23 protein-coding genes and 2 pseudogenes are annotated in these 23,628 nt (G+C 68.5%); 18 read left to right on the top strand and 7 right to left on the bottom strand.

Translation table 11 applies throughout. The features are described from left to right. Positions 1 to 67 precede the first annotated feature (67 nt). Positions 68 to 868, bottom strand: a complete 801-nt coding sequence (phnC, locus tag AC0QR5_RS11025; protein ID WP_019481142.1) for a phosphonate ABC transporter ATP-binding protein — start codon at positions 866 to 868, stop codon at positions 68 to 70. Between the two features lie 172 nt (positions 869 to 1,040). On the opposite strand from phnC, the gene AC0QR5_RS11030 reads away from it, so the two are divergent. Both AC0QR5_RS11030 and AC0QR5_RS11035 read left to right on the top strand, forming a co-directional pair. Further along, complete coding sequence (locus tag AC0QR5_RS11030; protein WP_329864112.1) at positions 1,041 to 2,279, top strand: alpha-D-ribose 1-methylphosphonate 5-triphosphate diphosphatase; 1,239 nt, start codon at positions 1,041 to 1,043, stop codon at positions 2,277 to 2,279. 145 nt (positions 2,280 to 2,424) lie between these two features. Beyond that, positions 2,425 to 3,825 (top strand): IS1380 family transposase, encoded by a 1,401-nt coding sequence (locus tag AC0QR5_RS11035; RefSeq protein ID WP_329864114.1) that lies wholly within the window; start codon positions 2,425 to 2,427, stop codon positions 3,823 to 3,825. Positions 3,826 to 3,979: 154 nt separating this feature from the next. Here AC0QR5_RS11035 and AC0QR5_RS11040 read toward each other — a convergent pair whose 3' ends face one another. The 4 genes from AC0QR5_RS11040 to AC0QR5_RS11055 form a co-directional block, all read right to left on the bottom strand. Continuing rightward, on the bottom strand, positions 3,980 to 4,336 hold the full coding sequence (locus tag AC0QR5_RS11040; protein WP_475372468.1) for a Fur family transcriptional regulator: 357 nt from the start codon (positions 4,334 to 4,336) through the stop codon (positions 3,980 to 3,982). Positions 4,337 to 4,434: 98 nt separating this feature from the next. After that, the gene (locus AC0QR5_RS11045) at positions 4,435 to 4,740 is read right to left on the bottom strand and encodes a hypothetical protein (protein ID WP_329864199.1); all 306 of its coding nucleotides are present in this window, start codon (positions 4,738 to 4,740) and stop codon (positions 4,435 to 4,437) included. Continuing rightward, the gene (locus tag AC0QR5_RS11050) at positions 4,737 to 5,054 is read right to left on the bottom strand and encodes an ArsR/SmtB family transcription factor (protein ID WP_329864201.1); all 318 of its coding nucleotides are present in this window, start codon (positions 5,052 to 5,054) and stop codon (positions 4,737 to 4,739) included. The genes AC0QR5_RS11045 and AC0QR5_RS11050 overlap by 4 nt, the downstream gene beginning before the upstream one ends. Before the next feature lie 32 nt (positions 5,055 to 5,086). After that, positions 5,087 to 5,518, bottom strand: coding sequence for a Fur family transcriptional regulator (locus tag AC0QR5_RS11055; protein ID WP_329864203.1), 432 nt, complete (start codon positions 5,516 to 5,518; stop codon positions 5,087 to 5,089). A 234-nt stretch (positions 5,519 to 5,752) separates the two neighbouring features. On the opposite strand from AC0QR5_RS11055, the gene AC0QR5_RS11060 reads away from it, so the two are divergent. From AC0QR5_RS11060 to AC0QR5_RS11075, 4 genes and pseudogenes are all read left to right on the top strand, one after another. Continuing rightward, the gene (locus AC0QR5_RS11060) at positions 5,753 to 6,613 is read left to right on the top strand and encodes a metal ABC transporter substrate-binding protein (protein ID WP_475372469.1); all 861 of its coding nucleotides are present in this window, start codon (positions 5,753 to 5,755) and stop codon (positions 6,611 to 6,613) included. 50 nt (positions 6,614 to 6,663) lie between these two features. Further along, complete coding sequence (locus AC0QR5_RS11065) at positions 6,664 to 7,332, top strand: metal ABC transporter ATP-binding protein (RefSeq protein WP_329864207.1); 669 nt, start codon at positions 6,664 to 6,666, stop codon at positions 7,330 to 7,332. Continuing rightward, complete coding sequence (locus AC0QR5_RS11070; RefSeq protein WP_329864209.1) at positions 7,329 to 8,189, top strand: metal ABC transporter permease; 861 nt, start codon at positions 7,329 to 7,331, stop codon at positions 8,187 to 8,189. The genes AC0QR5_RS11065 and AC0QR5_RS11070 overlap by 4 nt, the downstream gene beginning before the upstream one ends. 230 nt (positions 8,190 to 8,419) lie before the next feature. Then, a pseudogene (locus tag AC0QR5_RS11075) lies at positions 8,420 to 9,175 on the top strand (helix-turn-helix transcriptional regulator); the annotation flags it as partial. Between the two features lie 132 nt (positions 9,176 to 9,307). Here the strand turns inward: AC0QR5_RS11075 and istB are convergent. Beyond that, a complete protein-coding gene (gene istB, locus AC0QR5_RS11080) occupies positions 9,308 to 10,096 on the bottom strand; it encodes an IS21-like element helper ATPase IstB (protein WP_237428195.1) in 789 nt (262 codons plus the stop codon). Next, positions 10,093 to 11,622, bottom strand: coding sequence for an IS21 family transposase (gene istA, locus AC0QR5_RS11085; protein WP_237428196.1), 1,530 nt, complete (start codon positions 11,620 to 11,622; stop codon positions 10,093 to 10,095). Before istA ends, istB begins: the two co-directional genes overlap by 4 nt. Positions 11,623 to 11,821: 199 nt before the next feature. Here istA and AC0QR5_RS11090 point away from each other — a divergent pair. From AC0QR5_RS11090 to AC0QR5_RS11145, 12 genes and pseudogenes are all read left to right on the top strand, one after another. After that, positions 11,822 to 11,959 (top strand): annotated as a pseudogene (locus AC0QR5_RS11090) (helix-turn-helix domain-containing protein); the annotation flags it as partial. Between the two features lie 237 nt (positions 11,960 to 12,196). Beyond that, entirely contained in the window at positions 12,197 to 13,315 is a 1,119-nt protein-coding gene (locus tag AC0QR5_RS11095; RefSeq protein ID WP_329861036.1) for an ArdC-like ssDNA-binding domain-containing protein, read from the top strand. Beyond that, positions 13,312 to 14,259, top strand: coding sequence for a bifunctional DNA primase/polymerase (locus AC0QR5_RS11100; protein WP_329861038.1), 948 nt, complete (start codon positions 13,312 to 13,314; stop codon positions 14,257 to 14,259). Before AC0QR5_RS11095 ends, AC0QR5_RS11100 begins: the two co-directional genes overlap by 4 nt. Continuing rightward, positions 14,256 to 15,047: a DUF2637 domain-containing protein gene (locus AC0QR5_RS11105; RefSeq protein WP_329861040.1), complete on the top strand. Its 792-nt coding sequence runs from the start codon at positions 14,256 to 14,258 to the stop codon at positions 15,045 to 15,047. The genes AC0QR5_RS11100 and AC0QR5_RS11105 overlap by 4 nt, the downstream gene beginning before the upstream one ends. Before the next feature lie 503 nt (positions 15,048 to 15,550). Continuing rightward, a complete protein-coding gene (locus AC0QR5_RS11110) occupies positions 15,551 to 16,474 on the top strand; it encodes a hypothetical protein (protein ID WP_329861041.1) in 924 nt (307 codons plus the stop codon). Next, positions 16,471 to 17,481 (top strand): ParB N-terminal domain-containing protein, encoded by a 1,011-nt coding sequence (locus tag AC0QR5_RS11115; RefSeq protein ID WP_329861043.1) that lies wholly within the window; start codon positions 16,471 to 16,473, stop codon positions 17,479 to 17,481. Before AC0QR5_RS11110 ends, AC0QR5_RS11115 begins: the two co-directional genes overlap by 4 nt. A gap of 40 nt (positions 17,482 to 17,521) precedes the next feature. Beyond that, positions 17,522 to 18,217 carry a hypothetical protein gene (locus AC0QR5_RS11120; protein WP_329861044.1) on the top strand — a complete coding sequence of 232 codons (696 nt, stop codon included), beginning with the start codon at positions 17,522 to 17,524 and terminating at the stop codon, positions 18,215 to 18,217. Positions 18,218 to 18,231: 14 nt separating this feature from the next. Next, positions 18,232 to 19,890 (top strand): M23 family metallopeptidase, encoded by a 1,659-nt coding sequence (locus AC0QR5_RS11125; protein ID WP_329861045.1) that lies wholly within the window; start codon positions 18,232 to 18,234, stop codon positions 19,888 to 19,890. Between the two features lie 5 nt (positions 19,891 to 19,895). Continuing rightward, positions 19,896 to 20,162 carry a DUF6112 family protein gene (locus tag AC0QR5_RS11130; RefSeq protein WP_329861047.1) on the top strand — a complete coding sequence of 89 codons (267 nt, stop codon included), beginning with the start codon at positions 19,896 to 19,898 and terminating at the stop codon, positions 20,160 to 20,162. Positions 20,163 to 20,283: 121 nt separating this feature from the next. Beyond that, on the top strand, positions 20,284 to 20,595 hold the full coding sequence (locus AC0QR5_RS11135) for a DUF6112 family protein (protein WP_019158359.1): 312 nt from the start codon (positions 20,284 to 20,286) through the stop codon (positions 20,593 to 20,595). Between the two features lie 39 nt (positions 20,596 to 20,634). Next, the gene (locus AC0QR5_RS11140) at positions 20,635 to 22,128 is read left to right on the top strand and encodes a conjugal transfer protein TrbL (RefSeq protein ID WP_329861048.1); all 1,494 of its coding nucleotides are present in this window, start codon (positions 20,635 to 20,637) and stop codon (positions 22,126 to 22,128) included. 7 nt (positions 22,129 to 22,135) lie between these two features. Further along, positions 22,136 to 23,599, top strand: a complete 1,464-nt coding sequence (locus AC0QR5_RS11145; protein ID WP_329861049.1) for an SCO6880 family protein — start codon at positions 22,136 to 22,138, stop codon at positions 23,597 to 23,599. Positions 23,600 to 23,628 lie beyond the last annotated feature (29 nt).

Here is a 23,628-nt window from a genome sequence, read left to right on the forward strand (position 1 = left end):
TTTCAGCAGTTCGGAAGGTGGTCGATCTCGGGGGTGGCGGTCGAGGTTATTGAGTCCTGAGCGTTTGCTAGTCAGCAGAAGTCGGCAGCGAAACGGTCTGTGCCGACAGTGGAAGGGCATCGGCCTGCTCGTCGGCGGGCACGCCGCCGTAAATCACCAGCAAATCCTCATCGGTGACCCCGGCTGCAGGGCCGTCGTAGACGATTTCCCCGTGTGCCAGGCCGACGATGCGGTCGGCGTGCTCGAGCGCGAGGTCGACCTGGTGGAGGCTGGCAACCAGGGTGATGCCGCTCTCCTGACAGACTCGGCGCAGCAGCTCCATCACGCGACGCGCAGAGTTGGGATCGAGGCTGGCGACCGGCTCATCGGCAAGGATCAGGTCCGGTTGCTGCGCGAGCGCTCGAGCGATGCCTACTCGCTGCTGCATGCCACCGCTCAGGTTGTCTACCCGGGTCAGGGCCTTGTCCAGCAGTCCGACGCGTTCGAGCGCTTCGAGCGCGATGCGCTGGTCGCCGCGACTGGAGGGCAGGATGCTCTGCCAGAAGCTGTGATAACCGACCCGGCCGAGGAGCACGTTGCGCAAGGCCGAGAAGCGTGGGATCAGCTGGTGGTGTTGGAATACCATCCCCGTGCGGCGGCGGTGTCGACGCAATTCGCGGCGGGAGTCGAGTGACGCCGTCCCGTCAACCCGCACGGAGCCGGTGGTGGGTTTGACGAGCAGGTTCATGCATCGCAGCAAGGTCGACTTGCCGGCACCCGACGGGCCGAGCAGCACGGTGACTTTTCCGCGCTCGATCGACAGATCGGTTCGGGCCAATGCTTGAACGCCGCCTTCGTAAGTCTTGCTGACATCGACGAGCTCTATCATGAAAGTCCTCTATACGAGTGCGCTGTACGAGTGAAAACGTATAGAGGACTTGTGAAGTCCGGGCGCTGTGGGAGACAACGGTTTGTGAACCCCGATGAAACAGCCCGTTCACCCACAGCAGTTAAGGCGGCGTACACATCCAGGCAAGAAGCAAATGTCAGGCTGATCAGCCATGACACCCTTTACCCCGGACGGCGCAGTGAGCGATCTGGTGATCGGCCATGCCTCCGCCGTGCTGCCGGACGTGGTCATCGAGGACGCCAGGCTAGTCGTGCGTGGTGGCCGGATTGCGCACGTCGGGCCGCATCCTCCCGGGGCCTCCTGTGACCTCGATGTTCGCGGGGCATACCTGCTGCCGGGCCTCATCGACGTCCACAGCGACATGTTGTCGCGCGAGATGAGGCCCCGGCCGGGAGTCGTCCTCGATCCGAGTCTTGCCATTGCATCGGCTGGTGCGCGCCTTCGAGCTGCGGGGACCACCACGGTCCTCCACGGGCTGGCGTTCCAGGAGCGATCGATTGTAGGGACCGCCATTGACTCTCCTGCCGCGTCCGAGCTTTCGGAAGCCCTCGCTTGCACGGACGACAGGCAAGTCGACCACCAGGTCCTGCATCGGCTCGACGTACGCTGCGAATACGGCCGCGAACTGCTCGAGAAGGAACTTGAGCCGCGAGCCGAGCTCTTATCCCGTCCTGCTGACCGCTCCGGAAGCCCGGCGCCTGAGGGCCGGGGCGCAGGTGTGCCGGTCGTGTCATATGAAGACCACACGCCCGGACAGGGGCAATTCGCAGATCCGATGACGATGCAGCGCTGGCTCGTGCTGAACGAGGGAATGTCGCAGGATGACGCCGCCGACCACGTCGAATGGTGGCGCAGCAGCCGCGAGAAACGACAGGGCGTGCGGGATCGCGTGCTTGCATGGCTGGAAAGCCTTGCCCGGAAGGGCCTGATCCGGCTCTTCGGTCATGACTTGGCGACGCGGGACGACGTCGAAGCGGCGGCCGCGCTCGGATGTTCGGTGGCAGAGTTCCCGACGACGTTAGAAGCGGCGCGCGCCGCCCGAGACCAGGGAATGCTCGTCATCGCTGGAGCGCCGAACGTCGTTCGGGGTAGGTCCCACACGGGAAATGTTTCTGCGGCTGAGCTTGTATCTGCTGGCCTGGTGGATGGGCTCGCGAGCGACTACATTCCAACGTCGCTGCTGCCGAGTGTGGTGCGGCTGGTGAGCCAGAGAATCGCGACACTCCCAGAAGCCGTGCGTCTCGTCACCTCGGGACCGGCCGCGTTCGTCGGTCTCGACGACCGCGGCACCCTCACAGAGGGAACGGTCGCCGACCTGGTACTCGTCGATTTCAGCAAGACGTGGCCCTCGGCGATCACGATGAGAGCCGCCACTGCTGCTGAAGTGTGAACACGTCCGACGTGTGGCTTAGCCTTGATCCACCGATGAGCATGCTTGGTACTGGTACGTAATTAAGAACGAAATGCCCGTCTGACCGGGAAGAATGGCACTTGTCTAAGGTTCCGTTCCACCGCGATGAGAGGGCATCTCGCAGATGCAAGTTTCCCACACCCGTTCCGCACTGTCAGCTTCCTTCGACGAGCCGAACCTCATCGGCTCCGCCGGACTGGTGCCGATGATGGAGCTGGCCGCCGAGGCCGGCCTGCACCAGCTGGCCAAGGGGCGATTGACGGTGCCGACCGACAAGGGCGCCAACGCCGGGGCCAAGATCGCGGCCCTGGTGGCCGGCATGTGCGCCGGAGCCGACTCGATCGACGACATGGCCATCCTGCGCCACGGGGCGATGAAACGACTCTTCAACGCCTGCTACGCGCCCTCGACCCTGGGTTCGTTCCTGCGTGCGTTCACCTTCGGGCACGTCCGCCAGCTCGACGCGGTCGCCTCCCGACTGTTGGCCAACCTCTCCGTCAGGGCATCGGTGCTGGGAAGCCCCGGCGCCGGACAGTTCGTCTATGTGGATGTGGACGACACGATCATCGAGGTCCACGGCTATCAGAAGCAGGGCTCCGGGTACGGATACTCGGGCGTGCGTGGACTCAACGCCTTGCTGGCCACGGCGAGCACCGAGACTGCGGCCCCGGTGATCTTGGGTCAGCGTCTGCGTCGCGGAGCGGTGGGCTCCCCACGCGGGGCCTGCCGGTTGATCGCCGACGCGCTGGCCACGCTCAAGCGACTGCCTCCGGACTCTGGCGCCCGGATGTTGGTCCGTGCCGACTCAGCTTTCTACGGGCACGCCACCGTGGCCACCGCGTTGAAAGCCGGTGCCGACGTCTCGGTCACCGTGCGGATGAATCTGGCGGTCAAGGCCGCCATCGCCACCATCGCCGACGATGCCTGGACCGGCATCGAATACCCCGAGGCGATCTACGACGAGACCACCGGCACCTGGACCTCCAAAGCCGAGGTCGCCGAGGTGTCCTTCACCGCGTTCACCTCGAGGAAGAAAGCCGAACGCATCCCCGGACGCCTGGTGGTGCGCCGCATCCCAGAACTGAACCCCAGGCAGGACGACGGGCAGCCGACGTTGTTCGACACCCACCGGTTCCACGCCTTCTTCACCACCGTGGATCCGGAAGTGTTGGACACGGTGGCCGCGGACCAGACCCACCGGCAACACGCGATCATCGAGCAAGTCAACGCGGATCTGAAGGACAGCGCCCTGGCCCACCTGCCCTCCGGCCACTTCGGGGCCAACAGCGCCTGGCTGGTCTGCGCGGTGATGGCCTACAACCTCACCCGCACCGCCGGGATCCTCGCCGCCGGCACCTTCACCAAAGCCCGCACCGGCACCATCCGGGCCAGACTCGTGAACATCCCGGCCCGCATCGCCTCCAGCGCCCGCAAAATTCGAATCAGACTGCCCGAGGCCTGGCCCTGGCAACAGGGACTCGAACGGCTCTTCACCGCCATCCACCCGCCACCACAATCGGCATAGCCAACCGACCGAACGCCGCGCCCCGGCACGACCGAAGGACCAACAGTGGAACACCACCGGCAGCGAGGCCGGTTACTTCCTCACGCCCAAAATCGATTCACCCGGTGCTTCCGGAATCACACTCCGGCCTGAACCCGCGTCGGTGGATCGAGGCTTAGGAGGAGGCGCGGCACCGGGCGCAGGTGCCGACGATCTCCAGCGTGTGGTCGATGTCGGAGAAGCCGTGCTCGACAGCGACCTGGGCGGTCCACCGTTCCACCGCCGGGGCCTCAATCTCCACGGTGTCGCCACAGTCGCGGCAGAGCAGGTGGTGATGGTGGGCAGTGGTGGCGCAGCGTCGGTAGACGGTCTCGCCGTCGTCGGTGCGCACCGCGTCGACCTGCCCCCGGTCGACTAGGACCTGAAGGTGCCGGTAGACGGTGGCGAGGCCGACTCGGTCACCCTGGCGGTGCAGCTCAGCGTGCAGCTCCTGGGCGCTGCGGAAGGCGTCGTTGGCGCTCAAAGCGGCCAAAACCGCCTCGCCCTGTCGGGTGGTGCGCTGCCGCGTCCCCAGGCCAGGACCCGGGGCCGGCGTCGAGGTGGACGCCGGCCCCGGGTCGGTGTGCGCGCTCAGTGCTCGTCCCAGTGACCGGCGTGCGCGGCGTGCCTGTGTCCCTCGTGGACATAGTCCGTGTGGTCCCCGTGAGTCACCGCCTCGTGGCCGCAGCCCTCACCGTGTTCGTGCTCGTGTGCGGCGTGCTCCTCGTGCCCGGAGGTCTCGCATTCGTCGAAGTGGTCCTCGTGCGCACGGTGCAGGTGTCCGTCATGGGCGTAGTCGACGTGGTCGCGGTGCTCCACCGCGGTGTGCCCACACCCCTCGCTGTGCTCATGCTCGGCCGCGGTGTGGTGTATCGGATCGGCGGAAGTGGTGTTCATGGTCTTTCCTCCTCAACATGGCGGATGGCGTCACGCACGATGTGCGCGACGTGGTCGTCGGTCAGTTGGTAGGCCACCTCACGGCCGCGCCGACTTGGAGTCACCAGACCGGCCCCGCGCAGCACCCGCAAGTGCTGGGAGACCAGCGATTGACTCACCCCGACGGCTTCCACCAGTTCGTGCACGCAGCGTGCCCCGGCCTCCAACTCAACGATGAGCGCCAGGCGCACCGGCGCGGTCAACGCGCGCAGCAGCTCACTCGCATTTTGGAGGGCATTGGCCCGGCCATCGGCCTCTACCTCGATCTCGACCACATCAATACATTAGCAACCGTTCATGGGTTTGGCTATGCCTGACGACCTCCGCACGAGGCGCAGACGCCGTAGACGTCCGCGCGCCGGCTCCGAACCGTAAAGCCCGCCATCTCCGCAGGGGAGCTATCGGAGAGCAGCGGCCCTGCCGGCGTCACGTCATCGATGCGACCGCATCTGAGGCAGATGAGGTGTTCGTGGGGACCGTCAGCACACCGGCGGAAGGCGACCTCGTCCAGCCGGGCAAAGGTATGCAGGGCGCCCGCGTCGGCCAGCGCCCAGAGGGTGCGGTAGATAGTGCTTAGGCCTACAGGGCGACCGTGGCCACGCAACTGCGCGTACAGCTCCTGCGCAGTCCGGGCGCTCGAACAGTGGAGGAAGTTGGCAAGGATGATGCGTCGCTGCACGGTCGGGCGCAGCCCAGCCTGGCGCAGCACGCGATCCACCTCACCAGTGCACACATCCACGGGCAAACCGTAATTGACACTCGTTCTCATCATCAATAGTCTAGAAGCGATTCTGCACGCCGTCATCCCGTCTGGAGACTCCCTATGCGCCGTTGGCTGCCCCCCGTTGCCGTGCTGTCCCTCCTTCTCGTTGGGTGTAGCGCTGACCCTGCCCCCGACTCCGGTGTCACGGGCGGCGAAACTGACGAGAGTGCGACGGTGCATGCGGTGGCTGCGGTGTATCCGCTGGCCTGGATGGCCGAACAGGTCGCCCCCGAGGCTGAGGTGGAGCTGCTCAACCAAGGCAGTCAAGAAGCCCATGACATCCAGATCACCCCGCAGCAACGATCCGCGATCGAGACGGCCGACGTCGTGCTCTACCTGGGGGAGATCGACTACCAACCCCAGGTCGAGGACGCCGTGGCGGCCGCCGGAGGCGAGGTGGTCAGCGCCGCCGAGGCCGCCGGCGAGGAAGCACTGCTACCGGCATCGGCCGACCCGCACGCCCACGAGGAAGAGGCAGGCACGGAGGACGAACACGGCCACGAAGAGGAATCGGCCACCGAGGACGAGCAGGGCGGTGGTGAGGCGGGTGTTGATCCGCACATGTGGTTCGACCCGGCGATCATGGCCGACGTCGCCGACGAGGTCGCCGAGGCCTTTGCAGCGGCCGACCCAGACAGCGCCGAGACTTACCGCGACAACGCCGCTCAGGTGCGCGAGGACCTCACCACACTGGACGAAGACCTAGAAGCAACCCTGGGCGGGCAGTGCCGCCTGGACGAGGCGATTGTCTCCCACGCCGCCTACGGGTACCTGCTCCAACCCCACGGTAAGAGCCAGCACGCGCTGACCAACGTTGGCGCCGAAGGTGACGCCTCCGCCGCCGAACTCGGCGAGATCGTAGGCGAGATCCGCGCGGAGGGGATCACACACGTCTTGGCCGAGCCGGTGGAGGGTCGGGATGCGGCCGAGACGGTGGCCCGGGAGGCCGGCGTCGAACTGCTCGAAATCGTCCCGCTGGACGCAGTCACCGACGAGCAGGCGGCCACCGGACTGCCTGATCTCGTGCGTGAGCAGGCCGACGCCTTCGCCACCGCCCTGGATTGTGCATGAGCCCATCCCCTGCCACGGCGGATTCTGTGGTCCCTCTCGAATTCGATCACGTGAGTTTCGGCTACAACGGCCAGATAGTGATCCGTGACGTCTCTTTGCAGGTTCGGCAGGGCACTTTCGTGGCGATGGTTGGCGCCAACGGCTCGGGGAAGTCAACCTTGGTGCGCCTGGCGCTCGGTCTGCTCCGTCCGAGCCAGGGCCGTGTGCGCCTTTTCGACACCGACACGGCCGCGTTCCGCCAGTGGTGGCGGGTGGGCTATGTGCCGCAGCGTGCGGCCGCGGACAGTACGCTGCCGATCAGCGTGGATGAGGTGGTCCGCACCGGCCTGGCCGGCCAGTTGCATCCCGGGCGCCGCGCCACCCGCCACCACCGGCAGCGCATCGAGCACGTGCTGGAGGTGATGGGTTTGACGGGGCTGCGTCGTCGTCGCATCGACGAACTGTCCGGTGGCCAGCAGCAACGTGCCCTGATCGCTCGTGCCCTGGTCACCGAACCCTCCCTGCTGATCCTGGATGAGCCCACCACCGGTGTTGACGCCGATGCCCGGGCGGTGCTGCGGGACAGCCTCGAACATCTGGTGGCAGTGGAGAACGTCGCCGTGGTGTACGTCAGTCATGACCCCCAGACCTTCGCCGGTCTAGCGACCTGCGTTGTCGAACTGCGCGCCGGAACGCTGCACATCCTGGGCCCGCCCGCGCACGTCGCCGGGAGCGCATGATGGAGGCGCTGGAGTTCGGCTTCATGCAACGAGCACTGCTCGCCTCGACGATCATTGCCGCCGTCGCGCCGCTAGTCGGGTCCTTCATCGTCCAGCGCCGTCAAGCCCTCATCGGTGAGGGGATGGGACATGTCGCCTTTGCCGGCGTGGGGCTTGCCTTCCTCACCGGACTCGACCCGCTGCTCGGGGCACTCGCGCTCACGCTCCTGGCGGCCGTTGCCTTGGTCCGTCTTTCCCGAGGCTCGGCTGGCGGTGACGTCTCTCTGGCGCTGGTGTTCTACGGTGGCCTGGCGGCCGGCTACCTCTTCTCCGCCCGCGGCGGCGGCGGGCAGAACCAGATCCTCAGCCTGCTCTTCGGCAGCCCGCTCAACCTGACCTGGGGCCAGGTCGCTACCGTTGCGGCCCTGGCCACCGCGGTCGCGTTGGCCCTGGCCTTTCTCTACCGCCAACTCGTCGCCCTCGCCTTCGACGAAGCCGCCGCCCGTGCCTCCGGCGTACCCACCACCGGCCTGGTGATGGCGCTGACCGTACTCGTGGCTCTCGTGGTCGTCGCGGGCATGTCGACCATCGGCCTGCTGCTCATCTCCGCCATGATGGTCATCCCCGTCGCCACCGCAGCCCACATCGCCACCTCCTACCGGGCCACACTCTGGCTCTCCTCAGCCATCGGCGCGGTCAGCGCCGCTGCTGGCACCCTGGTCTCCTACCACGCCAATGTCCCCACCGGCTCCGCCATCGTCCTGACCGCGCTCGCGCTCTACATAGGCGCCGCCGTGACACATGCTGCCGCTCGCTATCTTGCCCGGCGCCGTCATGTCCGACCGGGCCGACCTGTCGACCTTGTACCGGATGACTGAAGGGCTGACGTCATTGCACTTCGCCGACGTACCCAGCGCCCCGGACACCGATCCGGGCTACATCGCCTCTGCCAAGAGGCTATGGGTTGTGGCGACACGCACGGCCGCTAACCGTGAACCGGCCAGACGACGCCCAGCCGGCACGTTGCCCCGTTTTCTGGGGAACGACATGCTTCGCTGATCAGAGCTGAACAGTGCCGGAGAGCCATGGTCCTGGCCGCAAGCCGTTCATGCCAATCCTCGCCCGCACCCGATCGATTCATCGTCCAGTTGGGCCGATCGCGTATGACTGTGTGAAGTTGATCTTCATCCGGCACGGCTCGGCCGTGCTGCTAAGTGAGTTCGGTGAGAAGCCCGTCACGACCGGGGACGTCGTGATGCTGGCGGCGAGCACGCTGTGCGGGAGCGAGCCCGAAGGCTCGATCACCGTGACGACGCTGTATTTGGACCGGGATTACGTGACCGATCAGGTGTTTTGGCAGCACGCCACTTTGCTGTCCGACCGTCTCGATGCCCAGGACCTCCTGAATGAGCGGTACTCCGAACCGGCGCAGATTCTGCGCCTGGGTGAGGACCGCGTGGGCATGCTGATGCCGTGGCTGGACGAGTTGGTCGCCATCAGCATCGACTCTCGCGCCTCCGAGCGCTTCTACCGGCTCCAGGCACTTCTATTCGCGGTGCTTGACGTGATCGTCCCCTTCGTCACCACCACCCCGGTGCGGAAGACCTCGACGCAGCGGAAGGCAACCTACCCCGGCATTACCCGGCCTCACCCTTTCATCCCGTTGAGGGCTGAGGCCCGCCAGGCAGCCGGCCTGCTCAGTGACCAGCCGGAACGATTGTGGACACTGCAGGAACTGGCTCGGGCCGTGCACCTTTCGCCGTCCCAGCTTGGCCGGGTCTTCACCGATGCCTACGGCAAGACCCCGATGACGTATCTGACCACGCTACGTGCCGAGCGCCTGGCCCGGCTACTTCGCGAGACTGTCAATGGCCATTACGTTCTGCCCATGGGCGGCCAGTTGATGTGCCCGCTGGTGGCCAGTAAAACTGCCCGGTTATGGCCAACAGATCTGCCCACTGATTCGTTTCGGCGGGGTCGGCCATCGTTGGGTTGGTCAGTTCAAGCGGGTCACTCCTTTTCCGGCGAGGGCCTGGGTAAGACGGACGGAATCGCCGCTGGTCTGGCAGACGTGGGCGTGGTGCAGCAGTCGGTCAACGGTGGCGGTGGCGAGGGTTTTGGGCATGAGCTCATCGAACCCGGCGGGGTGGAGGTTGGAGCTGATCGCGACGGAGCGTTTTTCGTAGGCTGCGTCCACGACCCGGTAGAGGCCTTCGGCGGCGTCCGTGGCCACGGGCAACAGACCAATATCATCGATGACCACGAGCTCGGCGCGCAGGATCCGGGCAACGGCCCGGGTGACGCTGTCATCGGTTCGGTGGGCGCGGATGAGGACGCCGAGGTCCTCGAGCCTGAACCAAGCGACCCGCATTCCGGCTTCGACGGCCTGCTGGCCGAGGGCTTCGAGGAAGAACGTCTTCCCCGTCCCCGAGGGCCCGCAGACGACCAAGTTTTCCCTGCGGGTGATCCATTCCAGGGTCCGCAGTGCCTGCTGGGTCGGGCCCGGGATGGAGGACGCTGCAGGGTCCCACGCCTCGAAGGTCTTCCCGGTCGGGAACCCGGCTGCTTTGCGGCGGGAAGCGAGCATGGACCGGGCCCGGCCGGCGGCTTCCTCCGTGAAGAGGGCCTTGATGACCTCGGCCGGTTCCCACCGCTGGGCGCGGGCGGTCGCGATCAGGTCCGGGGCCAGCGCCCGGGCGTGGGGCATTTTCAGGGACCGCATCAGGGCCTCCAGGTCCGCCGGTAGCGGCGGAGCCACGGTATTGGTCGTGGTGACGGGGCTCATCGGGCCTCCTCCGGCGTGGTGATGGTTGCGGGGTTGCCGATCGCGGCCCACGCCCCTGTTCCTTGGGTGAGGGAGGTGGCTTCGTTGGCGGCGTGGGTGGTAGTGCGGCGGATGTTGGCGTTCAAGATCGAGGCGAGGTCCGGGTGCGCGAACCGGCCGTGCAGGGCGGCGTCGCCCAGGGCCCGGTCGACCTGATCAGTGCCGGCGATTTTGGCCAGCGTAACGGCTTCGGCCATTTTCACGTTCATCCTTGCGGTCCCGGCCGCGGCGGCCTCGACGAGCCAGGTTCTGGCGCCTTCGCCGATGGCCAGGAACGCGGCCTCGTCCGCGCTGCGGGCCCTCACCTCGTAGTCGCCGGGGAGCTTCGCCCGGGTTCCGGGGAAGTGTTCGTCGTTGATGGCGGGGCTGCCGGGCCGTGCCCGTTCGTGGCGGGCGACTTCGACGGGCCCGGTCGTGCCGTGGTGGACGATGATGACCTGCTCGCCGGGCCCGGTGCCGTGGGTGCGGACGAACACCCGGGCTCCGAGCAGGTGGGCCGGGACGGAGTACTGGGCGTTTTCGAAGGTGACCATTGGGGTGTTCTCCGGAACGCCGCGGGCCAGGCCGAACGCGACCGTGTGGGCGGTGTCCGGGATCCGGTGCAGCCGCGGGGCTTCCTCGGCGAGCATGGCCGCGGGTTTCCGCCGCGTCGTCCGGTGCTCACGGTGATTGACCTCGTCCATGAACGCCGTGCAGGCGGCCTCGAGCTCGGCGAAGGTGCGGTAGTCATCGCGGAGGTTGGTGTCTTTGGGCACGAGGTCGGCCTTGGCGAGTTTCACGGACGCTTCGACTCCGCCTTTGGTGGCCGGGTCCGCCGGTTGGCAGGTCAGCACGGTCACCCCGTAGTGCCGGGCGAAGTCCAGGGTCTGCTGGTTGCGCACCGGGACCCCGGCGACGTGGGCGGTGGTGACGGTCTTCTCGTTGTCCGTGAGGACATAGGTCGGCGCCCCTCCGAGGATCCGGAAGCACCGGTCCAGGGCCGCGAACACGCTCGGCGCGGTCCTGTCCCTGAGCGGGATCACGATGCGGAAGCGTGAGAACGCCAGCCAGGCCACGAAAAGGATGGTCTTCACCCCGCCGATCCGGGGCCCGTCGCCGAAGTCGTACTGCAACCACATCCCCGGTTCTGTGATCCACGGCCGGTGGACGCGGGTGTGGCCCAGCCGCCACGCGGCTTTGACCTGCGCGATCGCCCGGCGGGTAGACCGTTCCGAACCGGTGTAGCCCAGAGCGAGGAGCTTTTCGTGGGCCTTGTCGGCCCGGATCCGGCCCTTGGAGGCTTCGATCCATTCCTCGATCTTGGGCAGGAACGCGTCGGTGACCCGGCCGCGGGCCGCGGGTTCCCCGATCGGCCGGCCCGCGTCACGGGCGGTGACGTGTTTAGCAACGGTGTGGTGCGAGCAGCCCGTGAGCTCCGCGGTGGCGCGCAACGATCCGGTCAGATCGTAGGCAGCAAGAATTTCCATGATTTCTCCGTCAGACTTCATACAGGGCCTCTTCCTGGTTCGCTTTTGGTGCGCTTAGACACCGTCATCAAACCGCAGGGAGAGGCCCCCACCGCTTAAAGACGCGGCAGGAACAAGTAAGGAAGTGGGCAGATCTCATGGCCACCGGCGGGCAGTTCTGCTGGCCGCCAGCGGGCACTTTCGTGGCCGCCTATGGGCAGTTTTTCATGGCCGCTAACACGAGACTGACTTGCCGATCGAGCAGGCGATGGCCGAGGTCGGCTGGCACAGCCGGGGACACGCCGCCCGTCAGTTCCGACAGGCCGTCGGGCTCACGCCCACCCGCTACCGCCAGCGCAGCCGACATTCCGCCGCCTGAACTGAGGTTGATACAGATCTTTGCGTTCATGATACGGGAATCCGCATCGTCGCCCGTTCCCGCGCTCCTGGACTTCCGGGGCTGGTAATCCAGGAAGACTCGTCGGGTTCACCGCTGTGCTTGACGGCCGCACTGTCGTCCGTTGTCCGTCTCGTCCGTGCTGGTGATCCCGGTGTACCTGAGGGTCACCGAGCCTGTTCGGCTCGGTGACCAGGGTAGCGGGAGGAGATGGCGACGATGGCCACGACACGAGAGAACTCTCAGGCGGCGCGGGAGGCGAAGCTCGACGAGCTGCATGAGCGGCTGACCGGCGCGGTCGAGCAGCTTGTCTCCGGGGAGGACTGGGCGCGGGCGCTCGCGTTCGCGGCACGGTTCAGGGCCAGATCGTTCTCGAACACGCTGCTGATCTGGGTCCAGCACGAAGCGGCCTATGAAGCAGGCCGGGTGCCGGAGCCGATGCCGTCATATGTGGCCGGGTACCGGCAGTGGCAGACCCTGGGCCGGCAGGTCGAGAAGGGACAAGCTGGATACCAGATTCTCGCCCCGGTCACCGGCCGGTTCGCCTCCTCAAATCCAGCAGATGCGGAGTCGTGGCGGCGCCTCGGCAAGGGTGAGAAGCCCCGGCCAGGCGAAGTGGTCCGGTCGAGGATGATCACCGTCAAGCCTGCCTACGTGTGGGACGCCTCCCAGACCTCCGGGGAGCCGATCCCGGAGCCGCCAGCGCCGTCCCTCCTGGAAGGCGAAGCCCCCGCCGGCTTGTGGGACGGGCTGGCCGACCACGTGCGCGCGCAGGGGTTTGCGGTGCTGCGGGTGCCGCACGAGGGCATGATCCACGGGGCCAACGGCGTCACCGATTACACCGCGAAGACGGTGGCGGTCCGGGAGAACATGGACCCTGCCGCGCAGGTGAAGACGCTCGCCCACGAACTCGGTCACGTCCTGCTCCACGGCCCCGACAACGACGAGGCGCGTCAGCATCGCGGCATCGGAGAGGTCGAGGCGGAATCGGTCGCGCTGATGATCGGCGCCGCCCATGGCATGGACACTTCCGGCTACACGATCCCCTACGTCTCCACGTGGGCCGCGCGGGTGGACGGCAAAGAGCCCGGCGAGATCGTCAAGGCCACCGGGGAGCGCGTCCGCAAGGCGGCACTGTCGATCCTGGATCGGCTCGATACCGCACAGGTGACTGACGGTGTTCCTCCCGGGCTGGATCGCGACTCACCGCAGCGCGATGAGCCTTCCCGCAAGCAGCCGACCCACGACGGTCCTGCGTCGCGTCGGGTCACGCCGCTGCCTGAGCCCGAGACTCGAACGGTCACCGCGTCGGCGGCGACATTGGCGAGGGCATTGTGATGGCCGGGGTGGACGCTGTGACCAGCGTGCTGACACGGGCCTCCAGCCCGCAGCAGGTCTTGGCGGTGGCTCGGGAGCTGGCCGCCACAGGGGTGCCGGTGTTCCCGTGCGTCTCGGGTGGCAAGCGTCCCCTGACTACGCATGGCTTCCACGACGCCACCACCGACCTCGAACGGATCGCAGTGTGGTGGCACAACCATCCGGAGGCGAACCTCGCCGTGCCCACGGGCGCGGCGTCCGGAGTGGTGGTGGTCGATGTCGACGTTCACGGTCCCGTCGACGGCTACCGGGCGTTCGAGCGCGCCCACCGTGCCGGGCTGGTGCCGGGGTGGCAGCTGCTCGTGACGACGCCCTCGGGCGGGGTGCACGCTTACTACCCAGCGACTGCGGGCAAGGAGCAGCGGTCGTGGCAGGCCGCGCGTGCCGGGATCGACTTCCGTGGTGACGGCGGGTACATCGTCGTCCCGCCTTCGACGGTGCCCACGAGCGGCGGCTCCGGTGGATACCGGGTGCGTCGGATGAACCCCGGGGCGTCGTCGGTGCTCGACTCCGAGCGACTACGAGAGTTCCTCGATCCCCGCCCCATCCCTTCGCAAAAGTCGGGTCGGGAGGTGGAACGGTCAGCGGATGTCTCGCGACTGACGGCGTGGGTCGCCGCCCGCAGTGAAGGGGAACGGAACCGAGGCCTGTTCTGGGCCGCCTGCCGCCTCGCAGAGAACAGCATTCCGGCGCCGGAGGCGCTGGAGGTGCTCGCGGCCGCGGCCTCGGAGGCAGGTCTGCGTGAGCGGGAGATTACCGCGACCGTCCGCTCGGCCTACCGCACCGTTCAACCCCGACCCCAGACGGCGTCGCGGGTAGAGGACGGTTCGTCGCCGGCAATGGACGGGTGGTTCAGTCGGGACACGACCGCACGGCCGTCGCCTGCGGTGCGGGGGCTGTCATGACCATCGATGGCGGCACCGGGCCGAGGAGTCGGCGCTGGGCGGTGGTTACCGCGGTGGCCGGGACCGTCTTCATCGCCGCCGGCGCGTTCTGGCTGTCGTTCACCGCGCTGGCCGATCTCGCTGCTCGGTCCGGGGTCGGCGGCTCGCAGGCGTGGGCGTGGCCGCTGATCGTCGACGGCATCATCGTTGTAGCCACCGTCGCCGTCGTCGCCCTGGCCGGACAACGATCGGCGTGGTACCCGTGGGCGCTGCTGATCGGCGGGGCTGCCGTGTCGGTGACCGCCAACGCCCTCCACGCCGTCGTGGCCGCGGATGCCGATGTCCCCGGGGTGCTGGCCGCGGCCGTTGCCGCGGTGCCCCCGGTGGTGCTGCTGGCGATCACCCATCTGACCGTCATCCTCACCCGACCGCAACGGATCACCGATGCATCCGTGTCCAGTGAGATGTCCGTCGAGGAATCCAGCTTGAGCGGGATGCCGGCGCCGGAGTCGAGAGCGGGGCGATCAGCGGAGACCCAGGCGGTCGTCGCGTTACCGGTGCCGACGCCGGAAGAGATCGAACCGGCGTTGACATCTGGCATGGCATCGGAAGAGGAGGGCGCTGAACCGACGGTCGGCACCAATGCGACTTTCACCGATCGGCGCGGTCGCGCGGCGGAGCTGCGCGGGCAGGGCTGGTCGAACAAGAAGATCGCCCGGGAACTGGGCGTGCATCCCTCCACCGTGGGCCGCTGGTTTGCCGCGGCGCACCTTCCCGACAGCACCGAAGTCGAGGAGGCGACCCCCTGAGTTCCGAACACGACCACGATCCGCGACGGCCCGACGCCGACGAACCAGTACCCGAGCCGGAAGGCGCGCGCACGGCGCCGGAGGCTGTCGAAAAGACCGAGGCACCGGACGCGGTCCGGGCAGCACGGGCCTCCCACCGCCGCGGAACCGAATGGCAGACACCAGCGGCGGAGGCCAGGCGCGCGCGGGGTGTGGAGTGGGTGCGCCCCACGGACCTCATCGTCCGCCACGGGGCGGCCCTCGCTGGCCGGGGTATCGATTTCGAGGTCGAGCTGGCCCGCCGCACCCGCACTCCGATCACCACCGGTGCCCGGCAGCTGGGTGAGCGGGCACGCCGGCTGCCACCACTGGCGGCATTCGGCCGCGGCAGCACGGGGCAGGTCGCTCCGTCCCGGCCCGGTGTCGGGATGAGTTGACGGGGGCGGTGACAAGCGATGCGGAAACCAGCAGAAACGGGGCGCTGGGACGGCGTGTGCACCTGCTTGTCAGGAGGTGCCCTGACCATGACCGACAACGCCTACCCCACCACCGCCCCAGCGGCAGCTGCTGACCGCGCGGACTTCACCACCGGTGAGGGCCTGCGCGCCCTGCTGCACCGGCTCCACCACGGCGGACCGCGCACCTGGCAGCACGACGCGCAAGCGGCGGAGCTGATGGCCTTCACCGCGCAGAAGTACGCGCCGCTGGCGCGCAAGCATGGGCTGGACCCGTGGGAGGCCGCCTCGGCGGCATTCGACGTGATGCGCACCCGGGCAGCCCGCGAGGCGCACGATCCGTGGGCGGTCATCACGCACGCGGTGCGCATCACCTGCGTCTTCGAAGAACGCGCCCAGGGACTGCTGTGCTCGGTCCACCAAGCCCGCCGCCCGCATATCTCTGCGTTCCATGACCCGGAGCGGTTCTCCGACCGGGAGACGCCGCTGACCGACTACCACCCCGCCTTCCACATCCCCGCCGCCGCCGACGCCATCAACGCAGCGGACGCCACCGACGAGACACCGGCATCGGAGCGGGCCAGCACCTCAGCGGACTCGGCCGTCGAAGATGCGATCGCGCTGTTCACGCTCCTGGACTGGCCTGCCGACACGGCCCGGGCTGCGGTCGAGCACGTGTGCGGAGCGCTCACCCGGGCCGGCACCCGGCAAGCCGCCTACGAGGCGCTGCGGCGCGACAAGCATGCCCGCGCCCTGCTCGACATCCCCGGCTACTCCTGGACGGCGCTGTTGAAGGCCCTGCTGGGCCACCCCCATCCGGCCTACACCGCTACCGGCCTCGGCCGCGGGGTGCTGCTGCGCCTGCTGGTGGGCGAGACCCTGCCGGTGCTGTTGCGCGACGACGACCTCGTGCTCTCGGTCTCCCTCGCCGCCCCACGCCGCCGTCAGAACCACGACGATGCCGACGGGCCCCGCGGGGATGAGCCGCGATGAGCGCGCCGGCGGGGTTCATCGAGCTGGAGTGCACGGTCGCCTCGATCCAGGTCGGGCGCCGGCACCGCACCGACCTGGGCGACCTCGACGCCCTCGCCGCCTCCATCGACCGCGACGGCCTGCTCCAACCCATCACCATCACCCCCGACGGCGTCCTCGTGTGCGGTGCCCGACGGTTGGCCGCGATCACGCAGCTCGGCTGGAAGACCGTCAACGTCTGGGTCCGCTCGGGCATCTCCGACCGCCTCGGCCACCTCCTGGCTGAGCAGGACGACAACGTCCTGCACAAGCCCCTCACCCAGCTCGAAGCCGCCGCCCTGTACCGGGAGCTGAAGCAGGTGATGGCCGAGGATGCCGCCCGCCGGCAGGCCGCGACCCAGTTCAGCGCGCAGCAGCAGCCCGGAGACGACGGTGCGGGAAAATTTCCCACACCGTCCGAACAGGGTCGCGCCAGCGAGCAGGCAGCCCGGATGATCCCCGGCAGCGCGTCCTACAAGACCCTAGACAAGATCAGCTACCTCCAGCACATCGCCGAAGACCCCGCCCAACCGGACGAACTGCGCCAGCAGGCGACGGTCGCGCTGGAACGCATTGACGCAGGCAACCCGGTCGACCCGCTCTACCGACAGGTCCGGGAACTGGCCGATACCGCCCGTGGTGACCGCGACGCGGACCTGCACCAGCTCGCCGCCGACGCGCTCACACGCGTCAAGAACGCCAAGACGAACAAGCGCACCCCACGACCCACCCCAGCAGCGGGCCAGGGTGAGGTTGGGCCGGTGCGGTATCCGGTGCGGGCGTTCGTGCTCATCTGGAGCGAGCTGGCCGACTGGTGGACCCACTACGACCTCGACCAGCTCGCCGCCGAGCTGACCGACGAGCAGATCGACGCCTTCCTCGCCACCGCCGAGGGCACCAGCCGATTCGGCGAGCAACTGCGTGCCGCGCGCGACCGGCTGCGCGGCGATCCCCCGGCACCGGGCCGCGGCCACCTGCGCGCCTTATAACCAACCCCGCTGGCGGGGCGTGTTCGTGCACCTACGGGACATGAAGACTCCCGACCTGTCCGATGCTCGCTCCCGCCGCCGCATGATCGCGGTGAGCGCCGCCCTCGTGGCGGTCCTCGTGCTCGCCGGGATCGGCGTCTACGGCCTGATCACCGGACCACCCACCAGCACCGAGCCCGGCAGCGATGACAGCAGCGGCACGGGGCCCGTTGTCACCGTGCCGAGCGAGCCGGTGCCCGCCACGACCCCCCGCCTGCCTGTGGTGCGGCCCGCAGCGGACCCTGAGACGTTCGCCGGCAATGTCGCCACGGCGCTGTTCAGCTGGGATACCGCCAGCGAGTTCATGCCCCTGGACTACACCTCCGTGGTCCTGGCCGTGGGTGATCCCTCGGGTGCGGAGCAGGCGGGGCTCGCCGCCGACATCGCTACCTACCTGCCTTCTCGTGAGGCGTGGGTCGAGCTGCGTCAGTACGCCACCACCCAGCACCTGACCATCGACAACGTCTACGTCCCCGACGCCTGGGATGACGCGGTGGCGCAGGCGCAGCCGGGGCAGCTTGCCGAGGGCTCGATCGCGTACACGATCGAGGGTACCCGCCACCGCGAAGGGGTCTGGAATGACGAGAGTGTCACCTCCGAGCATCCGGTGGCGTTCACCGTGTTCCTGGTCTGCGGCCCGACCTACGACACTTGCCATCTGCTGCGGCTGTCCCAGCTCGACAACCCCCTGCACTGAACGGGGGCGCTGTCGTGTTGAAGAAGCTCGGTATCGCCGCCCTAGCTCTGGTGCTGCTCGGCCCCTCGCTCGGGCTGATCGGTGTCGGGCTGGTGATGAACCCGGCCGCGTCGGCCACCTGCACCGTGACCGGCACGAACGTCAGAGTCGGGGACGTCCCCGACTCGTTGACCGTGACCACCGCCAACGGGGAGACCTTCACGCTGAACAGCACGCAGCTGACGCATGCCGCAACGATCATCGAGACCGGGTCCGGCATCGACGGGGTGACCCGGGACGGGCTGGTGATCGCGCTGATGGCCGCGCTCACCGAGTCGACCCTGCGGATGCTGTCCAACACCTCCGCGTATCCGGAGTCGGCGAACTATCCCAACGACGGGAACGGGTCCGATCACGACTCGCTCGGGCTGTTCCAGATGCGCCCGCAATCGGGGTGGGGCACCGTCGCCGACCTCATGGACCCCGCCTATCAGGCGCGGGCGTTCTTTGGCGGACCCGAAGGGCCGAACCACCCCTCACCGCGCGGCCTGCTGGACATCCCAGGCTGGGAACAGCTGGACAAGGGCGAGGCCGCCCAAGCCGTCGAAGTCTCCGCCTACCCCGACCGCTACCGCAACTACGAGCCCGTCGCCGACACCATCCTCACCGCCCTCACCACCACCAGCGCCGCTTCCAACACGGCTGCGGCAACTGGCGCCGCCACGGTGCCAGCAGTGCAGACAGTCGCGGCGGAGTCCTCCCGGGTGGTGTTCCCGGTGCCCGAGGGCACCTGGGTGCTCACCAGCGAATACGGCCCCAGGGTCCATCCGATCTCCGGGGAGAACTCGTTCCATACCGGCACCGACTTCGCCGCCCCCGACGGCACCCCGATCCTCGCCGCCGCGGACGGCACCGTCACCGTCGCGGAATTCTCCGGCGGCTACGGCGGCCTCATCGTCATCGAGCACCAGATCGACGGGCAGACGGTGGCGACCGCGTACGGGCACATGTGGGAGCACGGCATCCACGTCACCGCCGGCGACCAGGTCACCGCCGGTCAGCACATCGGCGACATCGGCTCCTCCGGCAACAGCACCGGCCCGCACCTGCACTTCGAGGTCCGCACCGGCGGCACCAACGGTGCGCACACCGACCCCGCCGCCTGGCTCAACAGCCACAACGCCGGCGACCTGCCCGAACCCGCCACCGGCGCCCCCGCCGGCTGCGACCCCGACACCGCGCCGCCCGGCGGTGACCCGGCCCCGGTCGACGGCGACCCGGACGCGCTGGTGGACGACCCCACCTCCGATGGGCAGGTCACCGCCCGGATGCTGCACGTCTACACCCAGGGCATCGCGGCGTTTCCCGACACGTCCTGGGCGTGCTACTCACCCCGGCCGGGCACCCGCTCCGAGCACCCCCTCGGCCGGGCGTGTGACCTCACGTTCGGCAACGCCATCGGCCAGCACCCCACCCCCGCCCAGCTCAAAGCCGGCTGGGCCGTGACGAACTGGATGAAAGACCACGCCGAGGCCCTCGGCGTGGAATACCTGATTTGGCAAGGCCGCATCTGGTCCGCCGCCCGCGACGCCGAGGGGTGGCGCGACTACAACGGCGGCGGCATGCACGACCCCGACGACGTCACCGGCGGCCACTACGACCACCTCCACATCACCGTCCGGGCCGGGAGCTGAACGGCATGGACGTCTTCCCCGACTTCGACGGAATCGGCGGCATCGGCGACCTGCGCGCGGTCATCGGCGCGCTGCTGACCTTCGTGCTCATCACCAGCATCCTGATGCTGATCGTCTCCGCGATCATCTGGGCCGTCGCCGCCGCGAACGGCAACTACAGCGCAGCCGGGAAGGGACGCACCGGCGTCCTCGTCGCCCTCGGCACCGCGATCCTCGCCGGTGCCGGAGTGGCGTGGATGAACTGGCTCATCGACCTCGGCCAACAGCTCTGACCCCTCCCGACGGTCGAAACCGCAGCCTCGGACGGCACTGGGGATTGTGGCGCACCTGATCTACAAACCCATCCGTGTTCCCCGCCCCAAAAGGGCGGGCTCGCTCGTCAGGAGACTCACCGTGTTCGATCTCATCACCGCTCTGCCGGCCCTGCTGCCGATGGATGTCGACATCACCCCCAACGATGACGGCCTGCCCGGCATCGCCCAACTGCGCACCATCGTCGGCGCGGTCATGACCATCGGCCTGATCCTGTCCGTCCTCGCGCTGATCATCTCCGCCATCGTGTGGGGCTTCGGCGCCAACTCCTCCAACCCCCACCTGGCCGGCCGCGGCAAGGTCGGCGTCCTCGTGAGCTGCGGGGCCGCGGTGATCTGCGGCGCCTCGGTGACGTTGATCAACTTCTTCTGGGACGTCGGCCAGCAGGTCTGACCCCACCCACCGTCTCGACCCCCTGAAGGAGTGATCGCGGTGAGTGTGTGCGATATCCCCGTCATCTCAACCGTGTGCGACACCGCCGGCGAAGCCGCCGCGAGCTTGGTCGCCGCACCGTTCGACTGGCTCGCCCAAGCCATGGGTGCCGCCGCCGGCTGGCTGTTCGAGGCCGTGTGGTCCGTGTTCGACACCACCACCCTCGTCGATGTCACCCGGCCCGAGTACGTGGCTGTCTACAACCTGCTGTTCGGAATCGCCGTGTTCGTGATGCTGATCTTCTTCTGCCTCCAGCTCATCACCGGGCTCATTCGCCGGGACCCCACCGCCCTGTCCCGAGCCGCCCTGGGGTTGGCGAAGTCCGTGCTCGGCTCGTTCGTGGTGATCACGCTGACGGCGTTGCTGCTGGAGATCGTCGACCAGCTCTGTGTCGGGATCATCCAGGCCGCCGGAGAGACCACCGAGTCCATGGGCGACAAGATCACCCTGCTGGCCGCGGGCCTGGTCGGGATCAACATCGCCGCGCCCGGGGTGGGGGCGATCATCACGATCTTCCTCGCTGGCCTGGCCATCGCTGCGGCGGCGATCGTGTGGCTGTCGCTGCTCGTGCGCAAGGCACTGCTGCTGGTGGCGATCGTGTTCGCGCCCCTGGCGTTCTCCGGGGCATCGTGGGACGCGTCGCGGGGGTGGATCGGCAAGTGGGCGATGTTCGTCATCGCGTTGATCTGCTCCAAGCTCGTCCTGGTGGTGATGTTCCTGGTCGCCATCACCCAGGTGTCGGCACCGATAGATGCGGACCTGTCCTCGATCAGCGACCCGTTGGCGGGGATCGTGCTGATGGCGATGGCCGCGTTTGCTCCCTACCTGACCTACAAGTTCATCAGCTTCATCGGCTTCGACATGTACCACGCCATCGGCTCCGAACAGGACGCCAAACAAGCACTCAACCGGCCCGTCCCCACCCCGACGAAACCGGCCGGCGACGGCCCGAGGAAGGTCCTCGACGGCGGGAACAGCAGCGGTGGCAATGAGGGAGGCGGCGGCAGTAGTGGGAACGCTGGCGGCGGTGGGAAGACCCCGCCCCAACCGAAGACCTCCGCCCCTCAGACGTCCGGGAGCGGGGCGGGTGCCGCGGGAGGCGCCAGTACCGCGGGTGGGTCCGCCGGCGCCGGCGCCAGCGGCGGTGCCGGAGCGGGTGCTGGGGCAGGCGCGGGTGCGGCGGCGGCCGGTCCGGCCGCGGCAGCGGCGGTCGCGGCGAAAGTCGCCAAGGACGCGGCAACCGCCGGGCCGAAGGCCGGCACGGCGCTCGGCAACCAGGCCGAGACCACCGCCGACAACGCCGGGCAGGCCGGTACGACACCGCCTCATGCGTCGTCCCCGACGTCGTCCGCACCGACCACCAAGGCTCCACCTCCGGCCGAGCCGAAGACACCGTCGGCGGGTCACTCGCAACCGACACCACCGAGGTCAGCCCCACCGCCGGCGCCGAAGCCAACCGGGCCGCCGGCACCGAAACCGACCGGAAAGGAGTGACCCCGTCATGACCTCAAAGCAGAAGGAGTCCTCCACGGAGCTGGTGCCGGTGAAGTTCTCCCGCCTCACCCGCCGCGGCATCCTCCTCGGCCTGTCCCTGGCCCAGCTCATCACCCTCGCCACCGGCGTCCTTGCGGTCGTCGGCGCCCTGTATGCCGGCGGTGGCATCCTGCTGGCCTACACCGCCCCCGTCTGGGTCCTCGCCGCCGCCCTGACGTGGATACCCGTCGCCGGGCGTCCGGCCGTGGAATGGTTACCGGTGGCGTGCTGGTGGGCCTGGCGCACCACCGCCGGCCAACTCCTCTACCGTCGCCGCATCGTGGCACCCCGGCCGGTCGGGACGCTCGCGCTACCCGGGGACATGGCCCGGCTGCGCGAGTACACCGACCCCGACACCGGCGCCGGGATGATCCACGACCCCCACGCCGCGACCCTCACCGTGGTCTGCGAAGTGACCCATCCCGCGTTCGTCCTGCTGGACCCGGGCGAGCAGGAACGCCGCGTCACCTCCTGGGGCCGCGTGCTGGCCACGGTGTGCCGCTCCGGACGGATCGCCACCCTCCAGGTCCTCGAACGGACGCTGCCGGACTCCGGCACCGGCCTGGCCGAATGGTGGGCCTCCCACGGCACCGCCGACGACACCTGGGCCGCGACCACCTACGCTGAACTGATCGATCGGGCCGGACCGGCCGGGGAACGGCACGCCACCACCCTGTCCCTGTCGCTGGATATGAAGACCGCCGCCCGCCAGATCAGGACCGCCGGTGGCGGCATCCGCGGAGCCGCCGCCGTCCTGCGCCAGGAGATGTCCACCCTGGTCGCGGCGCTGCGCTCCGCCGACCTGAAGCCCTCCGGCTGGCTGACCCCGGGACAGATCGCGGTAATCCTGCGCAGCGCGTACGACCCCGCGATCGCCGCCACCCTGGAAAGGCACGGCGAACTCGGCCAGCACCTCGCTACCGCCGGGCCCGTGGCCGTCAACGAGTCCTGGGCCCGGTTGCGCACCGACTCCGCCCACCACGCGGTGCTGTGGATCAGCGAGTGGCCGCGCTCGATGGTCTACCCCGGCTTCCTGTCACCGGTGCTGCTGTCCACCGGCATCCAACGCTCGTTCTCGCTGCTGTGCACCCCGATGCGCTCCGATCAGGCCGCCCGCGACATCCGCAAGAAGAAGGTCGAACACATCTCCGACCAAGCGCAGCGGGCGAAGATCGGGCAGATCGAAGACGCCACCCAGACCGCCGAGTATCACGACGTACTCCAGCAGGAGGCCGACCTGACTGCGGGCCACGGTGTGCTGCGGTTCACCGGCCTCATCAGCGTCTCCGCGCCCACCGTCGAGGAACTGGAGGCGGGAGTGGCCGCGATCGAGCAGGCCGCGATCCAAGCCTCCTGCGAGACCCGGCTGCTCGTGGGACAGCAGGCCGCCGCGTTCACCGCGGCCGCGCTGCCGCTGTGCCGCCGCATCTGACTCCCAGCACACACAGCGGTCGTCGCGGC

This window comes from Arthrobacter sp. J156 (genome assembly GCF_056172865.1).

What these genes read in the sequence shown, in the direction of transcription:
- AC0QR5_RS11145 (WP_329861049.1), top strand. Translation starts at nt 22,136, where the DNA reads ATGACCTCAAAGCAGAAGGAGTCCTCCACGGAGCTGGTGCCGGTGAAG.
- AC0QR5_RS11120 (WP_329861044.1), top strand. Translation starts at nt 17,522, where the DNA reads ATGAAGACTCCCGACCTGTCCGATGCTCGCTCCCGCCGCCGCATGATC.
- AC0QR5_RS11110 (WP_329861041.1), top strand. Translation starts at nt 15,551, where the DNA reads ATGACCGACAACGCCTACCCCACCACCGCCCCAGCGGCAGCTGCTGAC.
- AC0QR5_RS11060 (WP_475372469.1), top strand. Translation starts at nt 5,753, where the DNA reads ATGGCCGAACAGGTCGCCCCCGAGGCTGAGGTGGAGCTGCTCAACCAA.
- AC0QR5_RS11045 (WP_329864199.1), bottom strand. Translation starts at nt 4,740, where the DNA reads ATGAACACCACTTCCGCCGATCCGATACACCACACCGCGGCCGAGCAT.
- AC0QR5_RS11105 (WP_329861040.1), top strand. Translation starts at nt 14,256, where the DNA reads ATGACCATCGATGGCGGCACCGGGCCGAGGAGTCGGCGCTGGGCGGTG.
- AC0QR5_RS11035 (WP_329864114.1), top strand. Translation starts at nt 2,425, where the DNA reads ATGCAAGTTTCCCACACCCGTTCCGCACTGTCAGCTTCCTTCGACGAG.
- AC0QR5_RS11095 (WP_329861036.1), top strand. Translation starts at nt 12,197, where the DNA reads ATGGCCACGACACGAGAGAACTCTCAGGCGGCGCGGGAGGCGAAGCTC.
- AC0QR5_RS11130 (WP_329861047.1), top strand. Translation starts at nt 19,896, where the DNA reads ATGGACGTCTTCCCCGACTTCGACGGAATCGGCGGCATCGGCGACCTG.
- istB (WP_237428195.1), bottom strand. Translation starts at nt 10,096, where the DNA reads ATGAGCCCCGTCACCACGACCAATACCGTGGCTCCGCCGCTACCGGCG.
- AC0QR5_RS11115 (WP_329861043.1), top strand. Translation starts at nt 16,471, where the DNA reads ATGAGCGCGCCGGCGGGGTTCATCGAGCTGGAGTGCACGGTCGCCTCG.
- istA (WP_237428196.1), bottom strand. Translation starts at nt 11,622, where the DNA reads ATGAAGTCTGACGGAGAAATCATGGAAATTCTTGCTGCCTACGATCTG.
- phnC (WP_019481142.1), bottom strand. Translation starts at nt 868, where the DNA reads ATGATAGAGCTCGTCGATGTCAGCAAGACTTACGAAGGCGGCGTTCAA.
- AC0QR5_RS11070 (WP_329864209.1), top strand. Translation starts at nt 7,329, where the DNA reads ATGATGGAGGCGCTGGAGTTCGGCTTCATGCAACGAGCACTGCTCGCC.
- AC0QR5_RS11030 (WP_329864112.1), top strand. Translation starts at nt 1,041, where the DNA reads ATGACACCCTTTACCCCGGACGGCGCAGTGAGCGATCTGGTGATCGGC.